Annotated in this window: 18 protein-coding genes; 8 read left to right on the top strand and 10 right to left on the bottom strand. The window is 72.7% G+C overall.

The features are described 5' to 3' along the window. The first annotated feature begins 1 nt into the window (after position 1). Positions 2 to 394: a hypothetical protein gene (locus FR742_RS32810; RefSeq protein ID WP_148035200.1), complete on the top strand. Its 393-nt coding sequence runs from the start codon at positions 2 to 4 to the stop codon at positions 392 to 394. Here the strand turns inward: FR742_RS32810 and FR742_RS32815 are convergent. Then, positions 379 to 960 (bottom strand): hypothetical protein, encoded by a 582-nt coding sequence (locus FR742_RS32815; protein ID WP_148035201.1) that lies wholly within the window; start codon positions 958 to 960, stop codon positions 379 to 381. The genes FR742_RS32810 and FR742_RS32815 overlap by 16 nt on opposite strands. Positions 961 to 1,103: 143 nt before the next feature. On the opposite strand from FR742_RS32815, the gene FR742_RS32820 reads away from it, so the two are divergent. Continuing rightward, positions 1,104 to 1,580 (top strand): hypothetical protein, encoded by a 477-nt coding sequence (locus FR742_RS32820; protein WP_148035202.1) that lies wholly within the window; start codon positions 1,104 to 1,106, stop codon positions 1,578 to 1,580. On the opposite strand, the gene FR742_RS32825 is transcribed toward FR742_RS32820, so the two are convergent. The 4 genes from FR742_RS32825 to sigJ form a co-directional block, all read right to left on the bottom strand. Continuing rightward, on the bottom strand, positions 1,565 to 2,599 hold the full coding sequence (locus FR742_RS32825) for an ABC transporter ATP-binding protein (RefSeq protein ID WP_148035203.1): 1,035 nt from the start codon (positions 2,597 to 2,599) through the stop codon (positions 1,565 to 1,567). The two genes, FR742_RS32820 and FR742_RS32825, sit on opposite strands and share 16 nt — an antisense overlap. Continuing rightward, positions 2,596 to 4,131: an iron ABC transporter permease gene (locus FR742_RS32830; protein ID WP_148035204.1), complete on the bottom strand. Its 1,536-nt coding sequence runs from the start codon at positions 4,129 to 4,131 to the stop codon at positions 2,596 to 2,598. The genes FR742_RS32825 and FR742_RS32830 overlap by 4 nt, the downstream gene beginning before the upstream one ends. A 2-nt stretch (positions 4,132 to 4,133) precedes the next feature. After that, a complete protein-coding gene (locus FR742_RS32835) occupies positions 4,134 to 5,177 on the bottom strand; it encodes an iron ABC transporter substrate-binding protein (RefSeq protein WP_148035205.1) in 1,044 nt (347 codons plus the stop codon). A gap of 74 nt (positions 5,178 to 5,251) precedes the next feature. Further along, complete coding sequence (gene sigJ, locus FR742_RS32840; protein ID WP_222709218.1) at positions 5,252 to 6,127, bottom strand: RNA polymerase sigma factor SigJ; 876 nt, start codon at positions 6,125 to 6,127, stop codon at positions 5,252 to 5,254. A gap of 69 nt (positions 6,128 to 6,196) precedes the next feature. Here sigJ and FR742_RS32845 point away from each other — a divergent pair, with 69 nt between their 5' ends. Both FR742_RS32845 and FR742_RS32850 read left to right on the top strand, forming a co-directional pair. Then, a complete protein-coding gene (locus FR742_RS32845) occupies positions 6,197 to 6,934 on the top strand; it encodes an SDR family oxidoreductase (protein ID WP_148035206.1) in 738 nt (245 codons plus the stop codon). A gap of 44 nt (positions 6,935 to 6,978) precedes the next feature. After that, positions 6,979 to 7,716, top strand: a complete 738-nt coding sequence (locus FR742_RS32850; RefSeq protein ID WP_148035207.1) for a bifunctional 2-polyprenyl-6-hydroxyphenol methylase/3-demethylubiquinol 3-O-methyltransferase UbiG — start codon at positions 6,979 to 6,981, stop codon at positions 7,714 to 7,716. A 75-nt stretch (positions 7,717 to 7,791) separates the two neighbouring features. On the opposite strand, the gene FR742_RS32855 is transcribed toward FR742_RS32850, so the two are convergent. From FR742_RS32855 to FR742_RS32870, 4 genes are all read right to left on the bottom strand, one after another. Beyond that, on the bottom strand, positions 7,792 to 8,607 hold the full coding sequence (locus tag FR742_RS32855) for an AfsR/SARP family transcriptional regulator (protein WP_148035208.1): 816 nt from the start codon (positions 8,605 to 8,607) through the stop codon (positions 7,792 to 7,794). Positions 8,608 to 8,684: 77 nt separating this feature from the next. Next, the gene (locus FR742_RS32860) at positions 8,685 to 9,386 is read right to left on the bottom strand and encodes a response regulator transcription factor (RefSeq protein WP_148035209.1); all 702 of its coding nucleotides are present in this window, start codon (positions 9,384 to 9,386) and stop codon (positions 8,685 to 8,687) included. Beyond that, positions 9,356 to 10,477 (bottom strand): hypothetical protein, encoded by a 1,122-nt coding sequence (locus tag FR742_RS32865; RefSeq protein ID WP_148035210.1) that lies wholly within the window; start codon positions 10,475 to 10,477, stop codon positions 9,356 to 9,358. The genes FR742_RS32860 and FR742_RS32865 overlap by 31 nt, the downstream gene beginning before the upstream one ends. Then, complete coding sequence (locus tag FR742_RS32870) at positions 10,470 to 11,597, bottom strand: sensor histidine kinase (protein WP_148035211.1); 1,128 nt, start codon at positions 11,595 to 11,597, stop codon at positions 10,470 to 10,472. The genes FR742_RS32865 and FR742_RS32870 overlap by 8 nt, the downstream gene beginning before the upstream one ends. Positions 11,598 to 11,861: 264 nt before the next feature. Between FR742_RS32870 and FR742_RS32875 the strand changes: the two genes are divergently transcribed. From FR742_RS32875 to FR742_RS32885, 3 genes are all read left to right on the top strand, one after another. Further along, complete coding sequence (locus tag FR742_RS32875; RefSeq protein ID WP_148035212.1) at positions 11,862 to 12,608, top strand: SDR family oxidoreductase; 747 nt, start codon at positions 11,862 to 11,864, stop codon at positions 12,606 to 12,608. A gap of 112 nt (positions 12,609 to 12,720) precedes the next feature. Further along, entirely contained in the window at positions 12,721 to 13,125 is a 405-nt protein-coding gene (locus FR742_RS32880; RefSeq protein ID WP_148035213.1) for a hypothetical protein, read from the top strand. Next, a complete protein-coding gene (locus FR742_RS32885; RefSeq protein ID WP_148035214.1) occupies positions 13,101 to 13,700 on the top strand; it encodes a MarR family winged helix-turn-helix transcriptional regulator in 600 nt (199 codons plus the stop codon). The genes FR742_RS32880 and FR742_RS32885 overlap by 25 nt, the downstream gene beginning before the upstream one ends. A gap of 87 nt (positions 13,701 to 13,787) precedes the next feature. Here the strand turns inward: FR742_RS32885 and FR742_RS32890 are convergent, their stop codons facing one another. Beyond that, complete coding sequence (locus tag FR742_RS32890) at positions 13,788 to 15,011, bottom strand: hypothetical protein (RefSeq protein ID WP_148035215.1); 1,224 nt, start codon at positions 15,009 to 15,011, stop codon at positions 13,788 to 13,790. A 172-nt stretch (positions 15,012 to 15,183) separates the two neighbouring features. Between FR742_RS32890 and FR742_RS32895 the strand changes: the two genes are divergently transcribed. Further along, the gene (locus tag FR742_RS32895) at positions 15,184 to 16,101 is read left to right on the top strand and encodes an NAD(P)-dependent oxidoreductase (protein WP_148035216.1); all 918 of its coding nucleotides are present in this window, start codon (positions 15,184 to 15,186) and stop codon (positions 16,099 to 16,101) included.

Consider the following 16,101-nt stretch of genomic DNA (forward strand, 5'->3'; position numbering starts at 1 on the left):
CATGGACGAAGCCACCCCCATGCCCAGGCCGGTTCGGACCGCTCGGATCCTGCTCTGGATCTACATCGTGGTGATGGCCCTGGTCGCCGCCCTCATCCTCTTCTTCGCGGGGTCCGCCCCGGCCGGGGTGGACACCTCTCAGATCTACCTGATCACGGGGTGGAGCGCCGCCCTCCTCGTGCTCACGGCCTTCCTGACGGTCAAGCTGACCGCCCGCAGGCGCTGGGCCCGCTTCGGCCTCATCGCGATCATGGCGCTGAACGTCCTGGGCTACGTTGCCAACCTGGCCGCGGGCGGCGGGCTGAGCCTTCCGGCCATCGTGGGGCTCGGCCTGGCGATCGGGGTGATCGTCCACCTCTTCCGTCACGACAGCAGGGCCTACCTCGACCAGTAGCGGGCCATCTTGGCGGCCATCTTCGCGGCGTCCGCCCGGTGCCTGGCCAGGGTGCGCAGCGGCTTGGCGTCGTTGTGCATGTCCCAGTAGATCGCCACGGCGGAGCCCTCGCGCACGGCGACGAACTTCTGCGTCTGCGGGATCGGCGCCTTCTTCGTGGGCCGGATCGTCCGCGCCGCCTGCAGCGCCTCGTCGCCGATGCGGGGCTTGCCCACCTTGACCGTCTTGCCGCACTGCCTGAGCAGGGCGCGCATCCGGTCCATCATCTTCCCCGCGCCCTTGGCACTGGCGAACACGAACAGCTGCTCGCCGCGCCTGCGGTCGGTGCGCTCACCGCCGCCGATCTTCGTGTCGTACGAGACCTCGCGGCTCTCCTTCCACCCGGAGAGCATCACGGGGCTGCACTGGATGTTCCACACGTCCTCCGCCCCGTCCAGGCCGAGGATCCAGTGCTCGTCGTCCTGCCGCGCCTGCTTCTCGTACAGCAGGAAGTCCTTCGGGATGGCGGGCGCCTGCGCGGGCGCCATCAGCGCACCGGCCACCACCAACGCGATCGTCTTCAGCATGGCTGGACGCTACCGGACCTGATCAAGGGAGATGGCCGCTACGGGGGCAAGAATGTTGAAAGCGGCGGATTCCACCCGGCAAGGGGGTTGAAAGCGGGGCGGCGCACAGTGCGGTCAGGAAAACTTGAGAAAGGACCGCACCGATGTCGCTCTCCCGCCCCGTCGCCGTTCTCGCCCTCGCCGCAGGCACCCTTCTCGCGATCGCCCCCGCCGCCCAGGCCGCGACCGCCACCACCGAAGCCGCCGCCCCGTGGGGCCCGCGTTACGCTCCCGGCCAGAAGGCCAAGGCCGTCGGCACGCTGACCGCCAAGGGCGAGGACCACGCGGACCTTCCCACCGCCGACTCCGTGAAGATCACCGGCAAGGTCTACGACTACGCCGCCTCGTCCAAGGTCTGCGGCTGGGCCGTGTTCCGCATCACCTACCGGGACGGGAACCAGCTGCCGCACAAGCACCGCAGCGTCCGCGACTGCACGTACCGGACGGCGAAGAGCTTCTCGTTCACCGACAGCGACGTCTACCAGGTCGAGCTCAAGGTCTGCGCCGAGGGCAAGCGGTCCAAGCCGTCACTCAACTGCCTGTACGCCGGCACCTGGAAGACCCTCTACCTGTCCAAGTGACCCCCGCGCCACACCCGGCACGCCCCCTCGACCCGCACCGACACCGCCGAGCCGGCGGCGACCGGGACGGCGTGGCCGGGCACGCGGGCGGTGACGCGGGTGCCGTCCGCCAGCAGGAGCGCGACGGTGGCGTCGTGGCCGTGGAAGTCGTGGCCGGTCACGGTAGCCGACACGCCGGGCCCTTCCGTGAGCACGATCTGCTCGGGCCGCACCATGACCGTCAGCTCGCCCGTACCGCCGGGGACCCGGTCCGCGGCGACCGGGCCGAGCGGCGTCAGCAGGTCGGGGCCGGTCGCCGGGAGGAACACGGCCTCGCCCACGAAGGCCGCCACCCACGGGTCGGCCGGCTCGCGGTAGAGCTCGACGGGAGGACCGCTCTGCAGGACGCGGCCGTCGCGCATCACCGCCACCTGGTCGGCGACGGACAGCGCCTCGTTCTGGTCGTGGGTGACCAGGATGCCGGTCGCCTTGTCGGCCCGCAGCGCGGCCCGCACGTCCCTGCGCAGGTCGGCGCGGAGCCCGGCGTCGAGCGCGCTGAACGGCTCGTCGAGCAGGATGACCGAGGGCCGCGGCGCCAGGGCGCGGGCCACGGCGACCCGCTGCTGCTGGCCTCCGGACAGGTGGTGCGGCATCCGGTCGCCGTACCCGGCCAGGCCGACCATGTCGAGCACCTCCTCGGCCCGGCCTGAGCGGCGCTCCTCGCGGGTCAGCCCGTACGCGACGTTGTCCCGTACGGACAGATGGGGGAAGAGCGCGCCCTCCTGCGGGACCGTGACGACGTGCCGCCGCTCGGGCGGCGTGTGCGTGCCCGGCCCGGCGACCACGCGGCCGTCGACGGAGATCTCGCCGGCGTCGAGCCGTTCGAAGCCCGCCACGCACCGCAGCAGCGTGGTCTTGCCGCAGCCGGACGGGCCGAGCACGGCGGTGAGGGTGCCGCCGGGCACGGCGAGGTCCGCACCGCCGAGCGCGGTCACCGCGCCGTAGCGCTTGACGAGTCCCCGCAGGTCCAACTGGCTCATCGTGAAGTCTCCGCGGTGAGTATGCCGGTGCGCGCGGTGAGCAGCCACGCGGGCACCGATGACAGCAGCACGAGCAGCGCCGCGTAAGGGGCCGCCGCCGCGTACGCGGCCACGGTGGTGTGCGTCCACAGCTCGGTGGCCAGGGTGTCGACGCCCGTCGGCCGCAGCAGCAGCGTGGCGGGCAGCTCCTTCATGCAGGTCAGGAAGACCAGCGCGGCGCCCGCGCCGATGCCGGGCAGGACGAGCGGCAGCGTCACCGTGCGCAGCACGGCCACCGGCCCGCGCCCGAGCGAGCGGGCCACGTCCTCCAGCACCGGCGGCGCCTGCGCGGCGGCCCCGGCGACGGCGGCGAGGGCGAGCGGCAGGAACAGGGCGGCGTAGCCGAGCGCCAGCAGCCAGGTCGTCTGGTAGAGCGGGTACGCGAGCGTGACCCCGAACGACACCAGCGACAGCCCGATCACCACGCCCGGCAGCGCGTGGCTGACGTAGGCGAGCCGGTCGAGCACGGTCGCGACAGGTCCAGGAGCCTTGGCCGTCAGCAGGCCGAGCGGCAGCGCGAGCGCCATGGTGAGCGCGGCCCCGGCGAGTGACAGCCAGAGCGAGTTGCCCATGGCGGCGGCCACCTCCGCCCAGGCGCCCGGACGGGAGACGCCCTGGAGCATCCGGAGGCCGAGGCTGAGCGCGGTGACGCCGAGCGCGAGCCCTGCCAGGACGGCCAGCGCGGCGGCGGCGGGCCAGCGGGCCCGCCCGAGCCGCTGCCTGGCCGCGGTCCTGCGGGTGCCGCCGAGGTGCGCGTACCGGGCGCCGCGGCGGCGGGTGACGGTCTCCCCCGCGAGCACCAGCATGGTCAGCACCACCAGCACGGTGGACAGCACCAGCGCGCCGGTGCGGTCGAAGCCCAGGTCGAATGCGACGAACACGGCCCGGGTGAAGGTGTCGGCGCGCACGATCGACACCGCGCCGAAGTCCGACAGCACGTACAGCGCCACCAGCAGCGCCCCGCCGGCGTAGGCGGGCCTGATCTGCCGCAGCGTCACGCCGGTGAACGTGCGCCACGCGCTCCTGCCGAGCGAGCGCGACACCTCCTGCTGCGACGGGTCCGCGTTGACGAGCGCCGCCGCGACGGGCAGGAAGACGTACGGGTACGAGCAGAGGGTCAGCACGAGCGCGGCCGCCCAGAAGCCCTCGAACCCGTCCACCGAGGACCGCCAGGCGAACGCGGCGATGTAGGTGGGCACGGCCAGCGGCAGCGCCGCCAGCACCGCGAACAGCCGCCTGCCCGGCAGGTCGGTGCGTACGACGAGGAACGCCGACGCCACGCCCAGGACGGTGCAGGCCACGGTCACGACGGCCGCCAGGCCCACGGTCAGGACGGCCAGCCGGGCCGTCCTGACGGTGAGAACCTCCTCCGCGATCCGCGCCCATCCGGCCTCGGCCGTCCTGACCGTCAGGTAGGCCACCGGGACGAGCGCGACCGCCACCGTCACCACCGAGAGGGCGAGCAGCAGCGGCCGGCGCGTGCGCGTGCGCATCACTACGGGACGAGCCCCGATTCCTTGATCAGCGCGATCGTGGCCTCCAGCTCGTCGAGGTCGTTGAGGTCCACGTCGGGCGCGGTCAGCTGGTCGAGCGGCGGCACGAACGCGGGCGGGGCCACGCCGTCCACGACCGGGTACTCGTACGTCTGCTCGGCGAAGTACTTCTGCGCGTCCGCGCCGAGCAGGTACGTGACGAACGCCCGCACGTCGGGGTCCTCGGCGGCCTTCTTGAGCACGCCCACCCCGGCCACGTTCACCAGCGCGCCGGTGTCGCCGCCGGGGAAGAAGTGCAGCTTGGCCTTGAGCGTGTCCGGCGTGGTGCCGCGCTCCTTGGCCAGCTCGCCCAGGTAGTAGTGGTTGATGAGGCCGATGGCGATCTTGCCTTCGTCGACCTCCTCCAGGATCGGGCCGTTGCCCTCGCGGATCTGCGGTTCGTTGGCCTGGAGCCCGGTCAGGAACTCCTTGGCCTTCTCCTCGCCGTGCTGGACCCGGATCGCGGTCACGAACGCCTGGAAGGAGGCGTTGGTCGGGGCCACGCCGACCTTGCCCTTCCACTCCGGTTCGGTGAGGTCGAAGACCGACGCGGGCAGGTCCGCCTCTTGTACGAGGTCGGGGTTGTAGACCAGGACCCGCGAGCGGGCGGTGACGCCGACCCACTCCTTGCTGCCGGCCCGGTACGTCTCGGGCACCTTGCCGGTCAGGTCGTCGGGCAACGGGGCGAACATGCCCTGCTTGGCCACCGCGCCCAGCGCACCCGCGTCCTGGGCGAAGAACGCGTCGGCGGGCGAGCGGTCTCCCTCCTCCAGGAGCTGGCCGGCCATGGCGGCGGTGTTGCCGTACCTGGCCTCGACGGTGATGCCACTCTCTTGGCTGAAACGTTCCAGAAGCGGCTTGACCAGCGACTCGCTGCGCCCGCTGTAAACGGTGATCTTCTTGTCTCCACCGGAGGCGGAGTCGCTCTCGGGCGCGCCACCACAGGCGGCCGGCCCGAGCACCAACGCGCTCGCGAGCAGCACGGTCAGAGTGAGGGGACGTCTCATGAGGCGTTAGCTTAGCCTCACCTAATTTCCTTGTCGATGGGCGGGGGCACCTGAAACCCCCGCGTGACCTGGGGTCAGACGCCGGGGATCAGCCGCGCCAGACGCTCGGGGTCGGCGATCACGTCGATGGCCGCGATCCGGCCGTCCGTGACGGTGAACGCCATGATGGACAGCGGCCGGTCCTTCGCCACGACGACCACGCCGGCCGTACCGTTGACGAGCGCCGGGCGGGCGAACGGTGAGAGCCGCCCGAACGTGACCGCCTGCTCCGCGACCGTTCCCGCGCCGTGGAAGACGACCGTGTGGCGGGCGCGCGCCACGCCGCCGTCGGACCGCAGCACGACCTCGGGGTCGAGTACGGAGACGAGCGCGTCGAAGTCGCCGTCACGGGCTGCGGCGAAGAACGCGTTCACCACGTCGCGCTGGCGGGCCGGATCCGGGTCCGGCACCGGGGCCTGCCCGCGCACCCGGCGCCGCGCGCGGCTGGCGAGCTGGCGGGCCGCCGCCGGTGACCGGTCGAGCAGCGGCGCGATCTCCTCGAACGGCACCGCGAACATGTCGTGCAGCACGAACGCCAGCCGCTCGGCCGGCGACAGCGTGTCCAGCACCACCAGCAGCGCCAGCCCGACCGAGTCCGCCAGCAGCGCCTCGTGCTCGGGGTCCACGCCCGACTCGGGGCTGATGACCGGATCGGGGATGCCCGCGCCGAGCGGCTCCTCGTCGCGCCGCCGCCGCGAACGCAGCACGTTGAGACACACGCGGCCCACCACCGTGGTCAGCCACGCCGCCAGGTTCGCCACCTCGCCGGTGCCGGCGCGGCTCGCCCGCAGCCAGGTCTCCTGGACGGCGTCGTCCGCCTCGCTCAGCGAGCCCAGCATCCGGTAGGCCACCGCGCGCAGACGGCCGCGCTCCTCCTCGAAACACGCCGTCATCAGCTCGCGCTCGTTCACCGTGTCACATTCCTTCCCCGCGAGGTGTCGGCGCTGTAGACCCCACCCGATGGACTACTGGAGCAAACCATGACATCCCTGATTCTGGTCACCGGCGGCACCGGTACGCTCGGCCGCCTCGTCGTACCGCTCCTGCGGTCCGCCGGCCACCAGGTGCGCGTCCTCGGCCGGCGCGGCGGCGACGTGACCGCCGACCTGCTCACCGGCGAGGGCCTCCAGCCCGCCGTGGACGGCGCCGACACCGTCCTGCACCTGGCGGGCGGCCCCAAGAACGACGACGTGCTGACCCGCAACCTGGTCCAGGCCGCCGTGCGCGCGGAGGTGCGGCACCTGGTGCACATCTCGGTGATCGGCGCCGACCGCGTGCCGCTGGCCTGGTTCCGCTACCAGCGGGACGCCGAGCGGGCCGTGATGGACTCGGGTGTCCCCTGGACGATGCTGCGCGCCGCCCAGTTCCACGACCTCGTGCTCAAGGCCGTGACGCCGATGGCCAAGCTCCCCGTGGTCCCGGTCCCCGGCGGGCTCAGGTTCCAGCCGGTGGACGCCCGCGACGTCGCCGCCCGCCTCGCGGACCTGACCGTCGGCCCGCCGTCCGACCTGGTGCCGGATCTCGCCGGGCCGAAGGTGTACGTGATGGGCGAGCTGGTGCGCGGCTACCTGGCGGCCAGGGGCAAGCGGCGGCCGATGCTGCGGGTCCGGATGCCGGGCAAGGCGGGCCGCGCCTACCGGGCGGGCGACAACCTGTCGCTGGAGGCCGAGCTGGGCAAGCGCACGTGGGAGGAGTTCCTGGCCGAGCGGGTGCGCTAGAAATCGTTGGACAGCGCGCGGACGAGCGGGAGATCGTGGGCCGCATGCGACAGGAGGACATCTGGGACGCCGAGACCGCCCGGCGCTACGACACGCCGGGCACCGGCATGTTCGCGCCCGAGGTGCTGGAGCCGACGGTCGGACGCCTGGCCGAGCTCGCGGGCGGCGGCCGGGCGCTCGAGTTCGCCATCGGGACCGGCCGCGTCGCCGTGCCGCTGGCCGAGCGGGGGGTGAGCGTCACCGGCATCGAGCTCTCCCTTCCGATGATCGACCAACTGCGGACGAAAGCGGACGAGGAGACCATCCCCGTGATCGCCGGCGACATGACGACGGCCGTCGCCCCGGGCACGTACACGCTGGTCTACCTCGTCTACAACACCATCTCCAACCTGCTCACGCAGGCCGGGCAGGTCGCGTGCTTCCGCAACGCCGCCCGTCACCTCGCGCCCGGCGGCCGGTTCGTCATCGAGCTCTGGGTGCCCGAGCTGCGCAAGCTCCCGCCGGGGCAGCGGGCCACGGTCTTCCACAGCGAGCCCGGCTACATCGGTCTCGACACCTACGACGTGCCGGCGCAGCACGTCGTCTCGCACCACTTCGAGTTCGACGACAGCAGGCAGGCCCGGCTGTTCCGCAGCCCGCACCGCTACATCTGGCCCGCCGAGCTCGACCTCATGGCGCAGCTGGCCGGGTTCGAGCTGGAGAGCAGGCACGCCGACTGGTCCGGCGCCGCCTTCACCGCCGAGTCGCGTTCGCACGTGTCGGTCTACCGCCTTCCCGGCTGACCGCGGATCCGTTCCGGACGATCTCGCCGGAGCCGTCACGCCCGGCCCGGGACGGAATCCCCGACCGCTGACCGGTCAGCGCCGGGCGGTGGTGATGACGCGCTCGGTGAGCGTCATGAGCATGGCCGGGGAGGCGAGGTCCAGCGCCGGGTCGCGGCGGAGCACCGCCTCCTGCATCCGGCGCAGCCCCGGCCCCGGCTCGATGCCCAGGTCGCCGACCATGACAGACCGGGTGTCCCGGTAGACCGCGAGAGCCTCCGACGCCCGGGACGCCCGGTACAGCGCCAGCATGAGCTGGGCCCGGGGCCGTTCCCGCAGCGGGTGGGACAGGGTGTGGGCGGTGAGCATCGGCACCAGCGCGCGGTGGTCACCGGCGGCGAGGCGGAGGTCGGCGTGGTCCTCCAGCGCCATGAGGCGCTCCTCTTCCAGGCGTGCGGCCTCGACCTGGGCCCACGGAGCGGTGATGCCGGTCAGCGCGCCGCCCCGCCAGAGCGCCAGAGCGTGCTGGAACAGCCTGTCGGCAGTCGCCGCCTCGCCCCGGGCCCGCGCGGCGCCCGCCCGGCCGCTCAGCAGCGTGAACAGATGGGCGTCGACGTTCTCCCGCTCCACGTTCAGCCGGTATCCGCCGGCGACGGTCGTGATGACCTCGTTCTCCTGGTGCCTGGAGAGCAGGTCGCGGATCTTCGACACGACGATGTGCAGTTGCTTGGCCGCCGTCGCCGCCGTGCTCTGCCCCCAGACGTCTGCCAGCAGCTGTTCGGCGGGAACCACGTGGCCGGCGCTCAGCGCCAGCCGGGCCAGCAAGCCGACCCGCCGCTCACCGGCCACCTTGACCGGTTCGTCATCCGCCGTGACCTCCCATGGTCCGAGGATCTTGATTTTCAGTGCCATCCGGGCCCCCCTGTGTCGGCCGCAGCTTGATCGCAACTCTAGGGAGGCGGGCGGCGGGCCGGTGTCCGGCGAACGCCCTACAGCGTGGCCTCCGTGTGGTCGAGCGTCTGGTTGAGCTCGGCGAGCGTGATGACGCCGTCGTCGATGGCGCGGGTGACGAGGTCGCTCTTGGTGCGGGCGGCCCTGCCGACGTTGGCGTACTTGACGCGTACGCGCGCGATGTAGGTCTCGACGGTCTTGACGGTGATGTTGAGCTTCGCGGCGACGAGGTCCTTGGATGAGGAGACGAACCACGCCCGCAGCACCTCGGTCTCGCGCTGGGACAGGCGCGGCCGGTCCGGGGACTGGTCCGCGGCGAGCGCCCCGGACAGCGACGGCGCGGTGTAGGGCTCTCCCCGCGCCGCGGCCCTGATGGCCGTCACCAGGTGCTCGGGACCCTCCCGCTTGGTCAGGTAGGCGAGCGCGCCGAGGTCGACGCACTTGATCGCGGTGGCGTCGTCGGTGTGCTGGGAGTAGACGACCACGCGCCTGCCGCTGTGGACCAGCCTGCGCAGCTCGCCGAAGTCCGGCCTGCCGGGGACCAGCTCCAGATCGAAGATCACCACGTCGGCGGCGGCGCCCGGCCCGGTCCACACGTCGGCGAGTCGCTCCCCCGCGTCGATGAGGTCGATCGGCGGCGCGGCCTCGGCGCACCAGGCGCTGACGCCCGCGGAGATGGCCGCGTGATCATCGACGATCACCGCGGTGATCACCTCGTCGCCGGCGTGGTGGGCTGCCATTGGACCTCCATCCATACCGTTTCGTCATTGCGCAGCGTCTCGACCAGCACTCCCGGCGTCGCCGGATCCGGCACGTCCACCTCGCCGCTGTCGGCGACGACGCTCACCGACACCAGGTCCGCGCTGCCCACGACGGTGACCCTGGCCCGGGAGGCGGCGGTGGCGAGCACGGTCAGCACCGGCTCGGTGAGATCGCGCCGGACGGCCACGGGGGGCGTCGGCCACTGCCCGCGCGTGTCCAGCTCCACCTCGACGCCCTTGCGGTCGGCGACGTCGGCGCAGTGGCGCAGCTCGTGTACCAGGGGGTCGGCGACGGTGTCGGTCTCGGCGAACAGCCGCCGCATCCGGGCCGCCTCGATGGCGCACAGCCGCTGGACGGCAGGATCGTCCGGCCGGAGCGAGTTGTCGGCGAACCCCTCCAGCAGCGGGATCGTGCTCGCCGATAGCTCGGTGAACCGCTGCTGCCTGCGGCGGTGCGACGCCGCCGCGACGGCTTCCACCACGCGCACCCGTTCGAGCTCCCGCTGGGCGGTGGTCGCCGCCGCGCTGAGGCCGCGGAGCACGGCCGCGCCCACGGCCACGCAGAGCGGAAAGCCGATCACGGTCACCGAGCCGGTGGCGAACCGGGCCAGGGCCTGCCGGTCGGGCTCGTCGAACAGGAACAGGTGGAGCAGGGCGACGAGCTCGTGAGCGGCCAGGAACCCCGCCGAGGTCCGCAACGGGCGGTCGAGCAGCACGGTGAAGCCCGCCCAGTTCGCCGCGCCGAAGATCCAGTCGGTGGTGGTGGACGTCCGCCCGTCCGGCAGCGTCGCGTACGAGAGAGCGGACGCGGCGAGCACCACGGCGACGGCGGCCCAGCGCAGCCGGTTCCACGGGCGCCGCCGGACCAGCAGCACGGCCTCGCAGGCGAGCACGGCCGCCAGCATCGCGAGAGCCACGACCTGGGCGACCGGCCACTCGTACACGTCCCAGTGGCGCATCAGGTTGGCGCCGCCGAGCCCGCCGGCTATCGCCACGGCGACGAGCAGCGTCGCTATCCGGAGGCCGCGTTTGAGCTGGGCTCCGGTCCGCTCCCCGGCGGCGTCAGTCATGGCCGGCCGGCCATTCGAGCCGCACTCGGGTGCCCTCGCCCTCGGCGGAGACGACGGTGGCCGTGCCTCCGATGCGGGTCATCCTGCCGCGCACGGACTCGCGGATGCCGCGGCGGTGGCCCGGGACGTCTCCCAGGGAGAATCCCTTTCCCTCGTCGATGATGTCGAGCCGCAGTGACTGGGAGTCCCCGCGCAGGCGGACGGTCGCCCGTGTCGTGCCCGAGTGGCGTCGCACGTTGGTGAGCGCCTCGCGCGCCGCGTCGGCGATGGGCGCCGCGACCCCCGCCGGGAGTGGTAAGCGTGCCGGCAGGTCGAACTCCACGGAGAGCTGGGCGGCGTCGAGGTCGGCCCTGAGCAGGTCGACGAGGTCGGTGGGGCGGGGCGTCCGCCTGCTGTCGGAACGCAGCCTGTCGAGGTCGCGGCGGGCCTGCGGGCCGAGCCAGGCGGAGTCGGAGCGCACCTGCCCGGTGCCGACCATCAGGAGGGTCGTCGCGGCCGTGTCGTGCAGGGCGTTGGCGAGCTCGCGTTCCTCGGCGCGGACGGCCGCCGCCGCCTGCGCGGCGGCACGCGCCCGGGCGGCCTCGGCCGCCATCCGGTCGGCCCTGTCTGCGGCCTGCCGCAGGAGGGTCCAGGCGGCTCTGGACAGCGCGGCCGCCGGCACCGCCCAGAGGTTGCCTCTGATCACACTCGGGTCCGGCACCGCCATGGCGACGATGACGGCCGCCCCGCCTCCGGCCACCAGAGCCACGGCGGCTCCCACGGGCAGCGAGGTGTGCCACTGCCACGTCACGCACGCGAAGGTGACCAGGAGCCGTGACCATCCGAAATTGGTGTCCTCAAGGGCGCCGGTCCAGGTGACGCTCGCAGTCAGGGTCAGCAGGACGATCACGTCGGGGGCGAGCAGCGCGTCCCCCCGGCCCCGGCGCAGCCACCATACGTAGCCGCACGTCCACACCGCCGCGACGGCGACCATCGAGGCGGTGGCCGCGAAGTGCTCCGGGGACGCCCTGAACAGGGCGACAGCGCAGATCGGCACCAGCGTCGCCAGGCGCACGGCGGCCGCGTAACGGCGGCCGAACCGCACCAGCAGCCGTGCCGCCTCCTCCGCCACACCGGTCACCTCGCCCCCACCGCACGCGGCCCTCGTCGTGAGGCAGCCTAATGACTCGGCCTGCCCGGCCGGAACACGTCGATCGACAAGGGCGCCGGTTCACGAGCCCGGCATGATCTCGGGGGACGTCCGGAAGATCTCGTCGTGATCGCGTGTCGGTCTACCGACTTCCCGCCTGACCGCACAATTTCCCCGGAGTTGGCACGGACTGCGGGCTTGCCTTGTCCCAGGGGCGGGAACCCTGGTTCACCGGGGGACAAGGAAGGCGTTGTCATGAAGATCGTGGTAATCGGCGGGACGGGCCTGATCGGGTCGAAGCTCGTGACCCGGCTCGGCGAGTACGGGCACGAGGCGGTGGCGGCGGCGCGGAACACCGGGGTCGACACCCTCACGGGCGAAGGGCTCGCCGAGGTCCTGTCCGGCGCGGCCGTGGTGATCGACGTGTCGAACTCCCCGTCGTTCGAGGAGAGCGCCGTCATGCAGTTCTTCGAGACCTCCACCCGCAACCTGCTCGCCGCGGAGTCCGAAGCCGGCGTCGGGCATCACGTCGCGCTGTCGGTGGTGGGCACCGAGCGGCTGCCGGACAGCGGCTACTTCCAGGCCAAGCTCGCCCAGGAGCGGCTGATCGAGAAGGCGGGGATCCCGTTCTCGCTCGTGCACGCGACCCAGTTCTTCGAGTTCACCCGGACGATCGCCGACGCCGCCTCCACCGACGGCCGCACCGTACGGATCGCGCCGGTGCTCTACCAGCCCATCGCGGGCGACGAGGTCGCCAAGGAGGTCGGCAGGACCGCGGTGGGGTCGCCGCTGAACGGCAGGGTCGAGGTCGCCGGGCCGGAGCAGTTCAGGATGGACGAGTTCTTCCGCGACGCGCTCGCCGCCTGGGGCGACCCCCGCCAGGTGGTCACCGACCCGGACGCGCGCTATTTCGGGGCCGAGCTGCACGAGCGTTCGCTGGTGCCGGGCGAGGGCGCGGTGCTCGGCGAGATCCGCTACGCCGACTGGCCGGGCCGCGTGTAGCCCGTCGGCCCTCGTTTCGAGGATTCTCTTAGTGATTGCGGGCGGATGACCGCGTCCCCCAGGCTCTGTGCACAATAGCCATCGGCCGGGCTCGACCGGCGGCTGGGGGACGATGAACGGGTACTCGGAACTGCAACTCGGACCGCTGGACGAGGTCAGGGCGACGGTGGCGCTGCACCCCGGCGTCAGCCTGCTGTCGCTGGCCGCGGGCAGCGTGGGCGGCCGGCCGCACGGTGTGCCCGGTCACTGGCGGCGCGGGGTGGCCGGCGTGATCGGCGAGGACGCGGCCGCGCTGAAGCCGCTGTTCGACCCGTACTGCTCGATCATCCCCGACTGCCTGACGGCGACGGCCACGATGGTCGAGGGCGACGTCGAGACCTACCTGGAGATGCTTGAGGACCTGGACCCGGCGACCCTGATCAGGGAGCTGGAGGCGGAGTTCGGGGCCGGGGCTCCGGTCCACTGGCAGCCCGTCGTGGACCGCCCGCGGGCGTGGCTCGCGTCTACGCGCGGCTGATGCGCAGGCTGTGGGAGGACTTCGCGCCGACGTGGCACCGCGCCGGCGGGCTGCTCGGCAAGGAGCGCGAGCGGGTGGGCGTCGCGGCGGTCACCGGCGCTCCGGAGGCCGTGCTCACCGGCCTGAACAGCAGGTTCAGGTTCGGGGGCACCTCCATCAGGCTGCCGGACCAGCAGGGCCGGCGGTTCGACCTGGGCGGCAGGAAGCTGACGTTCGTGCCGGTCGTCTCCGGTCACGGCGCGTGCCTGTTCTCCTTCGACCGGCCGGGGCTGGCGTGGATCGGCTACCCCGTGCCCGCCGTGGGCCTGCTCTGGTCCGGCCACGAGGCGGAGAGCGACGAGAAGGACAGCCTGGCCCTGACGGTGGGCCGGGTGCGCGCCACGATACTGAGGGCGGGCCGGGTGCCGCTCACCATGGGCGAGCTGGCCGGCCTCCTGAGCTGCACCCCGGCCACGGCCAGCTACCACTGCGACCAGTTGCAGGCGGCGGGCCTCCTGGAGCGCGAGCGGCACGGCCGCCACGTGCGCATCGGTCTGACCTCGCGGGGCGAGGCCCTGGTCGATTTGATGAGCTGACTGTCAGGCGGGTTTCGGAAGATCGAGCCGCCGGCGAACTGCTGCGGGCCGGCGGCGCACGCGCACCGGCCGCTGACGCGGGGGCGGCTACGGCTCTGACATGGCTCCCGTCGGCCGTACGGGCTCGGCAGGGCCGGGACGGGGCGGGTTTCTGGGCGGCAGTGCGGCGATCAGGAAGGGGATGACCACGAGCGAGGACAGGGCCCACACGCTGTGGAACTGCCACCAGCCCATCCCGGTGAACATCTGGACGCGCAGGTAGCCGGCCGCCGCCCAGGCGCTGGTCACCATGATCACCGGCCAGGTGGCGCGGCCGGCGCGGGCCAGGAGGTAGGGCACCGGCCACATCAGGTACTGGGCGCCGAGCCGGTAGGTCAGGATGAGGAAGACGAGCAGCAGGACCAGGGTCAGGTCGACCGGGTCGGCCCCGCGCCACCACCACCCGGCCGCGAGCAGCCCCGCGACCAGCACGAGCGTGCCGATCCTGCCGAGGACGGACGAGACGTCCTGGTCGCCGCCCGTGACCAGGGCGGTCCAGCCCCAGTCGCCCACCACCGGGCGCGTCGACATGATGGCCTTGCCCAGGTCGACGAGCCCGGTGACCGGCGTGTCCAGGAACACCGCGCTGCTGAGCAGCCACAGCCCGGGAACGGCCGCGGTCCAGCCGAGCACCACCAGGCGGCGCGACCCCGCGACGGCGAGGACCACTCCCGGCACGAGCAGCACCGACCAGTTGGTGCAGGCCACCGACAGGCCGATGAGCACGCCGGCCCAGTGGGCGCGCCCGGCGCGGGCGGCGACCAGCGCGGCCACCCCGAAGACCAGGGTGAGCGGCGGGAACTGGCCGTGGATGCCGCTCACCATGATGCCGAGCGGCACGCACGCGTACTGGAAGCCCCGCAGCGCCCCGCGCTCGCCGGCGAGCTTGGCCACCAGCGGGATCAGCGCGAGGTCGGCCAGCACGGGGACGATCCGGCCCGACCAGTTCCAGGAGAGCCCGATGAGGTCGCCCAGCTCCTTCTGGCCCGCCAGCACGTAGGCGAGGAACGGCAGGAAGTGCCAGCCGCCGTCGCGCATGTGGGTGGTCGGGTTGCGGCCTTCGAGCACCTCGGCGGCCGCCATCGAGAAGTCGTTGGCGAAGTCGTACGGCTGGGCGGGGTCCTGCGCGGCCCAGGCCATCGCGATGATCCGGAGCACGGCCCCGACCGCCAGCGCCGCCCACAGCGGCGGCGCCCAGCCGCGCCGTTGCGCGGCCAGTGCCAGGACCAGGCCGGCCACAAGGGGAGGGCCCACCACCAGAGCTGGGCTCACGTGCACTCCTCCAACTGCCTCGCGGTCGGTCGACAGGACGACAAAGACCGTAGCCTACGCAGGGAATCCAAGCGTTTGCTGGGAATGCCCGCCACATCGTCAGAACCGATGCGGGTCCACCGTCCGGATGCCGGTATCGTCGCTGGGACCTGAGGGAAAGGAATGCCAGGAGATGCCGGAGGTGGCCGGGGCCCGCGTGCTCGTCACGGGCGGAGCGGGGTTCATCGGAAAGCGGTTGGTGGCGGCGCTGCTCGCCGAGAAGGCCGAGGTGACGGTCGTCGACCTCGACCCGCACCCGGATCCCGGCGTGGTGTCCGTCGTGGGCGACCTGCGCGATCCCGGGGTGCGCGAGCGGGCGGTGACGGCCGGGCTCGACGCGGTGGTCCACCTGGCCGCCGTCACGTCGGTGCTCCGCTCGGTGGAAGACCCGGTCGGGACATACCAGACCAACGTCGAGGCCACGGCGGGGCTGCTGGAGCTCGCCAGGGAGCGCGGGGTGCCGCGGTTCCTGCTGGCGTCCACCAACGCCGTCACCGGCGACGTGGGCGGCGTCCGGATCAGCGAGAGCCTGGCGCTGCGCCCGCTCACGCCGTACGGCGCGACCAAGGCCGCGGGCGAGATGCTGCTCAGCGCCTATTCCGGCGTCTACGGCATGCGCACGAGCGCGCTGCGCTTCGCCAACGTGTACGGCCCGGGGATGCTCCACAAGGACAGCTTCGTCCCGAGGCTGATGCGGGCCGCCGCCGAGGGTAGGGGGGTCCAGGTGTACGGCGACGGCGCCCAGCTCCGCGACTACGTCCACGTCGACGACGTCGTGCAGGCGATCCTGCTCGCCTGGCGCGAGGACCACGACGGTCCCCTGATCGTCGGGTCCGGCACGTCGGTGAGCGTGCACGACCTGATCGACGCGGCGCGGACGGTCACCGGTGCGCCCATCCCGGTCGAGCACGTCCCCGCGAAGCAGGGCGAGATGCCGGCGGTCGTGCTCGACATCTCGGCGGCGAAGGCCCTCGGATATCAGCCTCGCCACGATTTGACCTCGGGAATGGCCACAGTATGGCCGGACTTCACGCCATCTGCAGCAGAATGA

This window comes from Nonomuraea sp. C10, assembly GCF_008017515.1.
GTDB classification, from domain to species: Bacteria; Actinomycetota; Actinomycetes; order Streptosporangiales; family Streptosporangiaceae; genus Nonomuraea; species Nonomuraea ferruginea.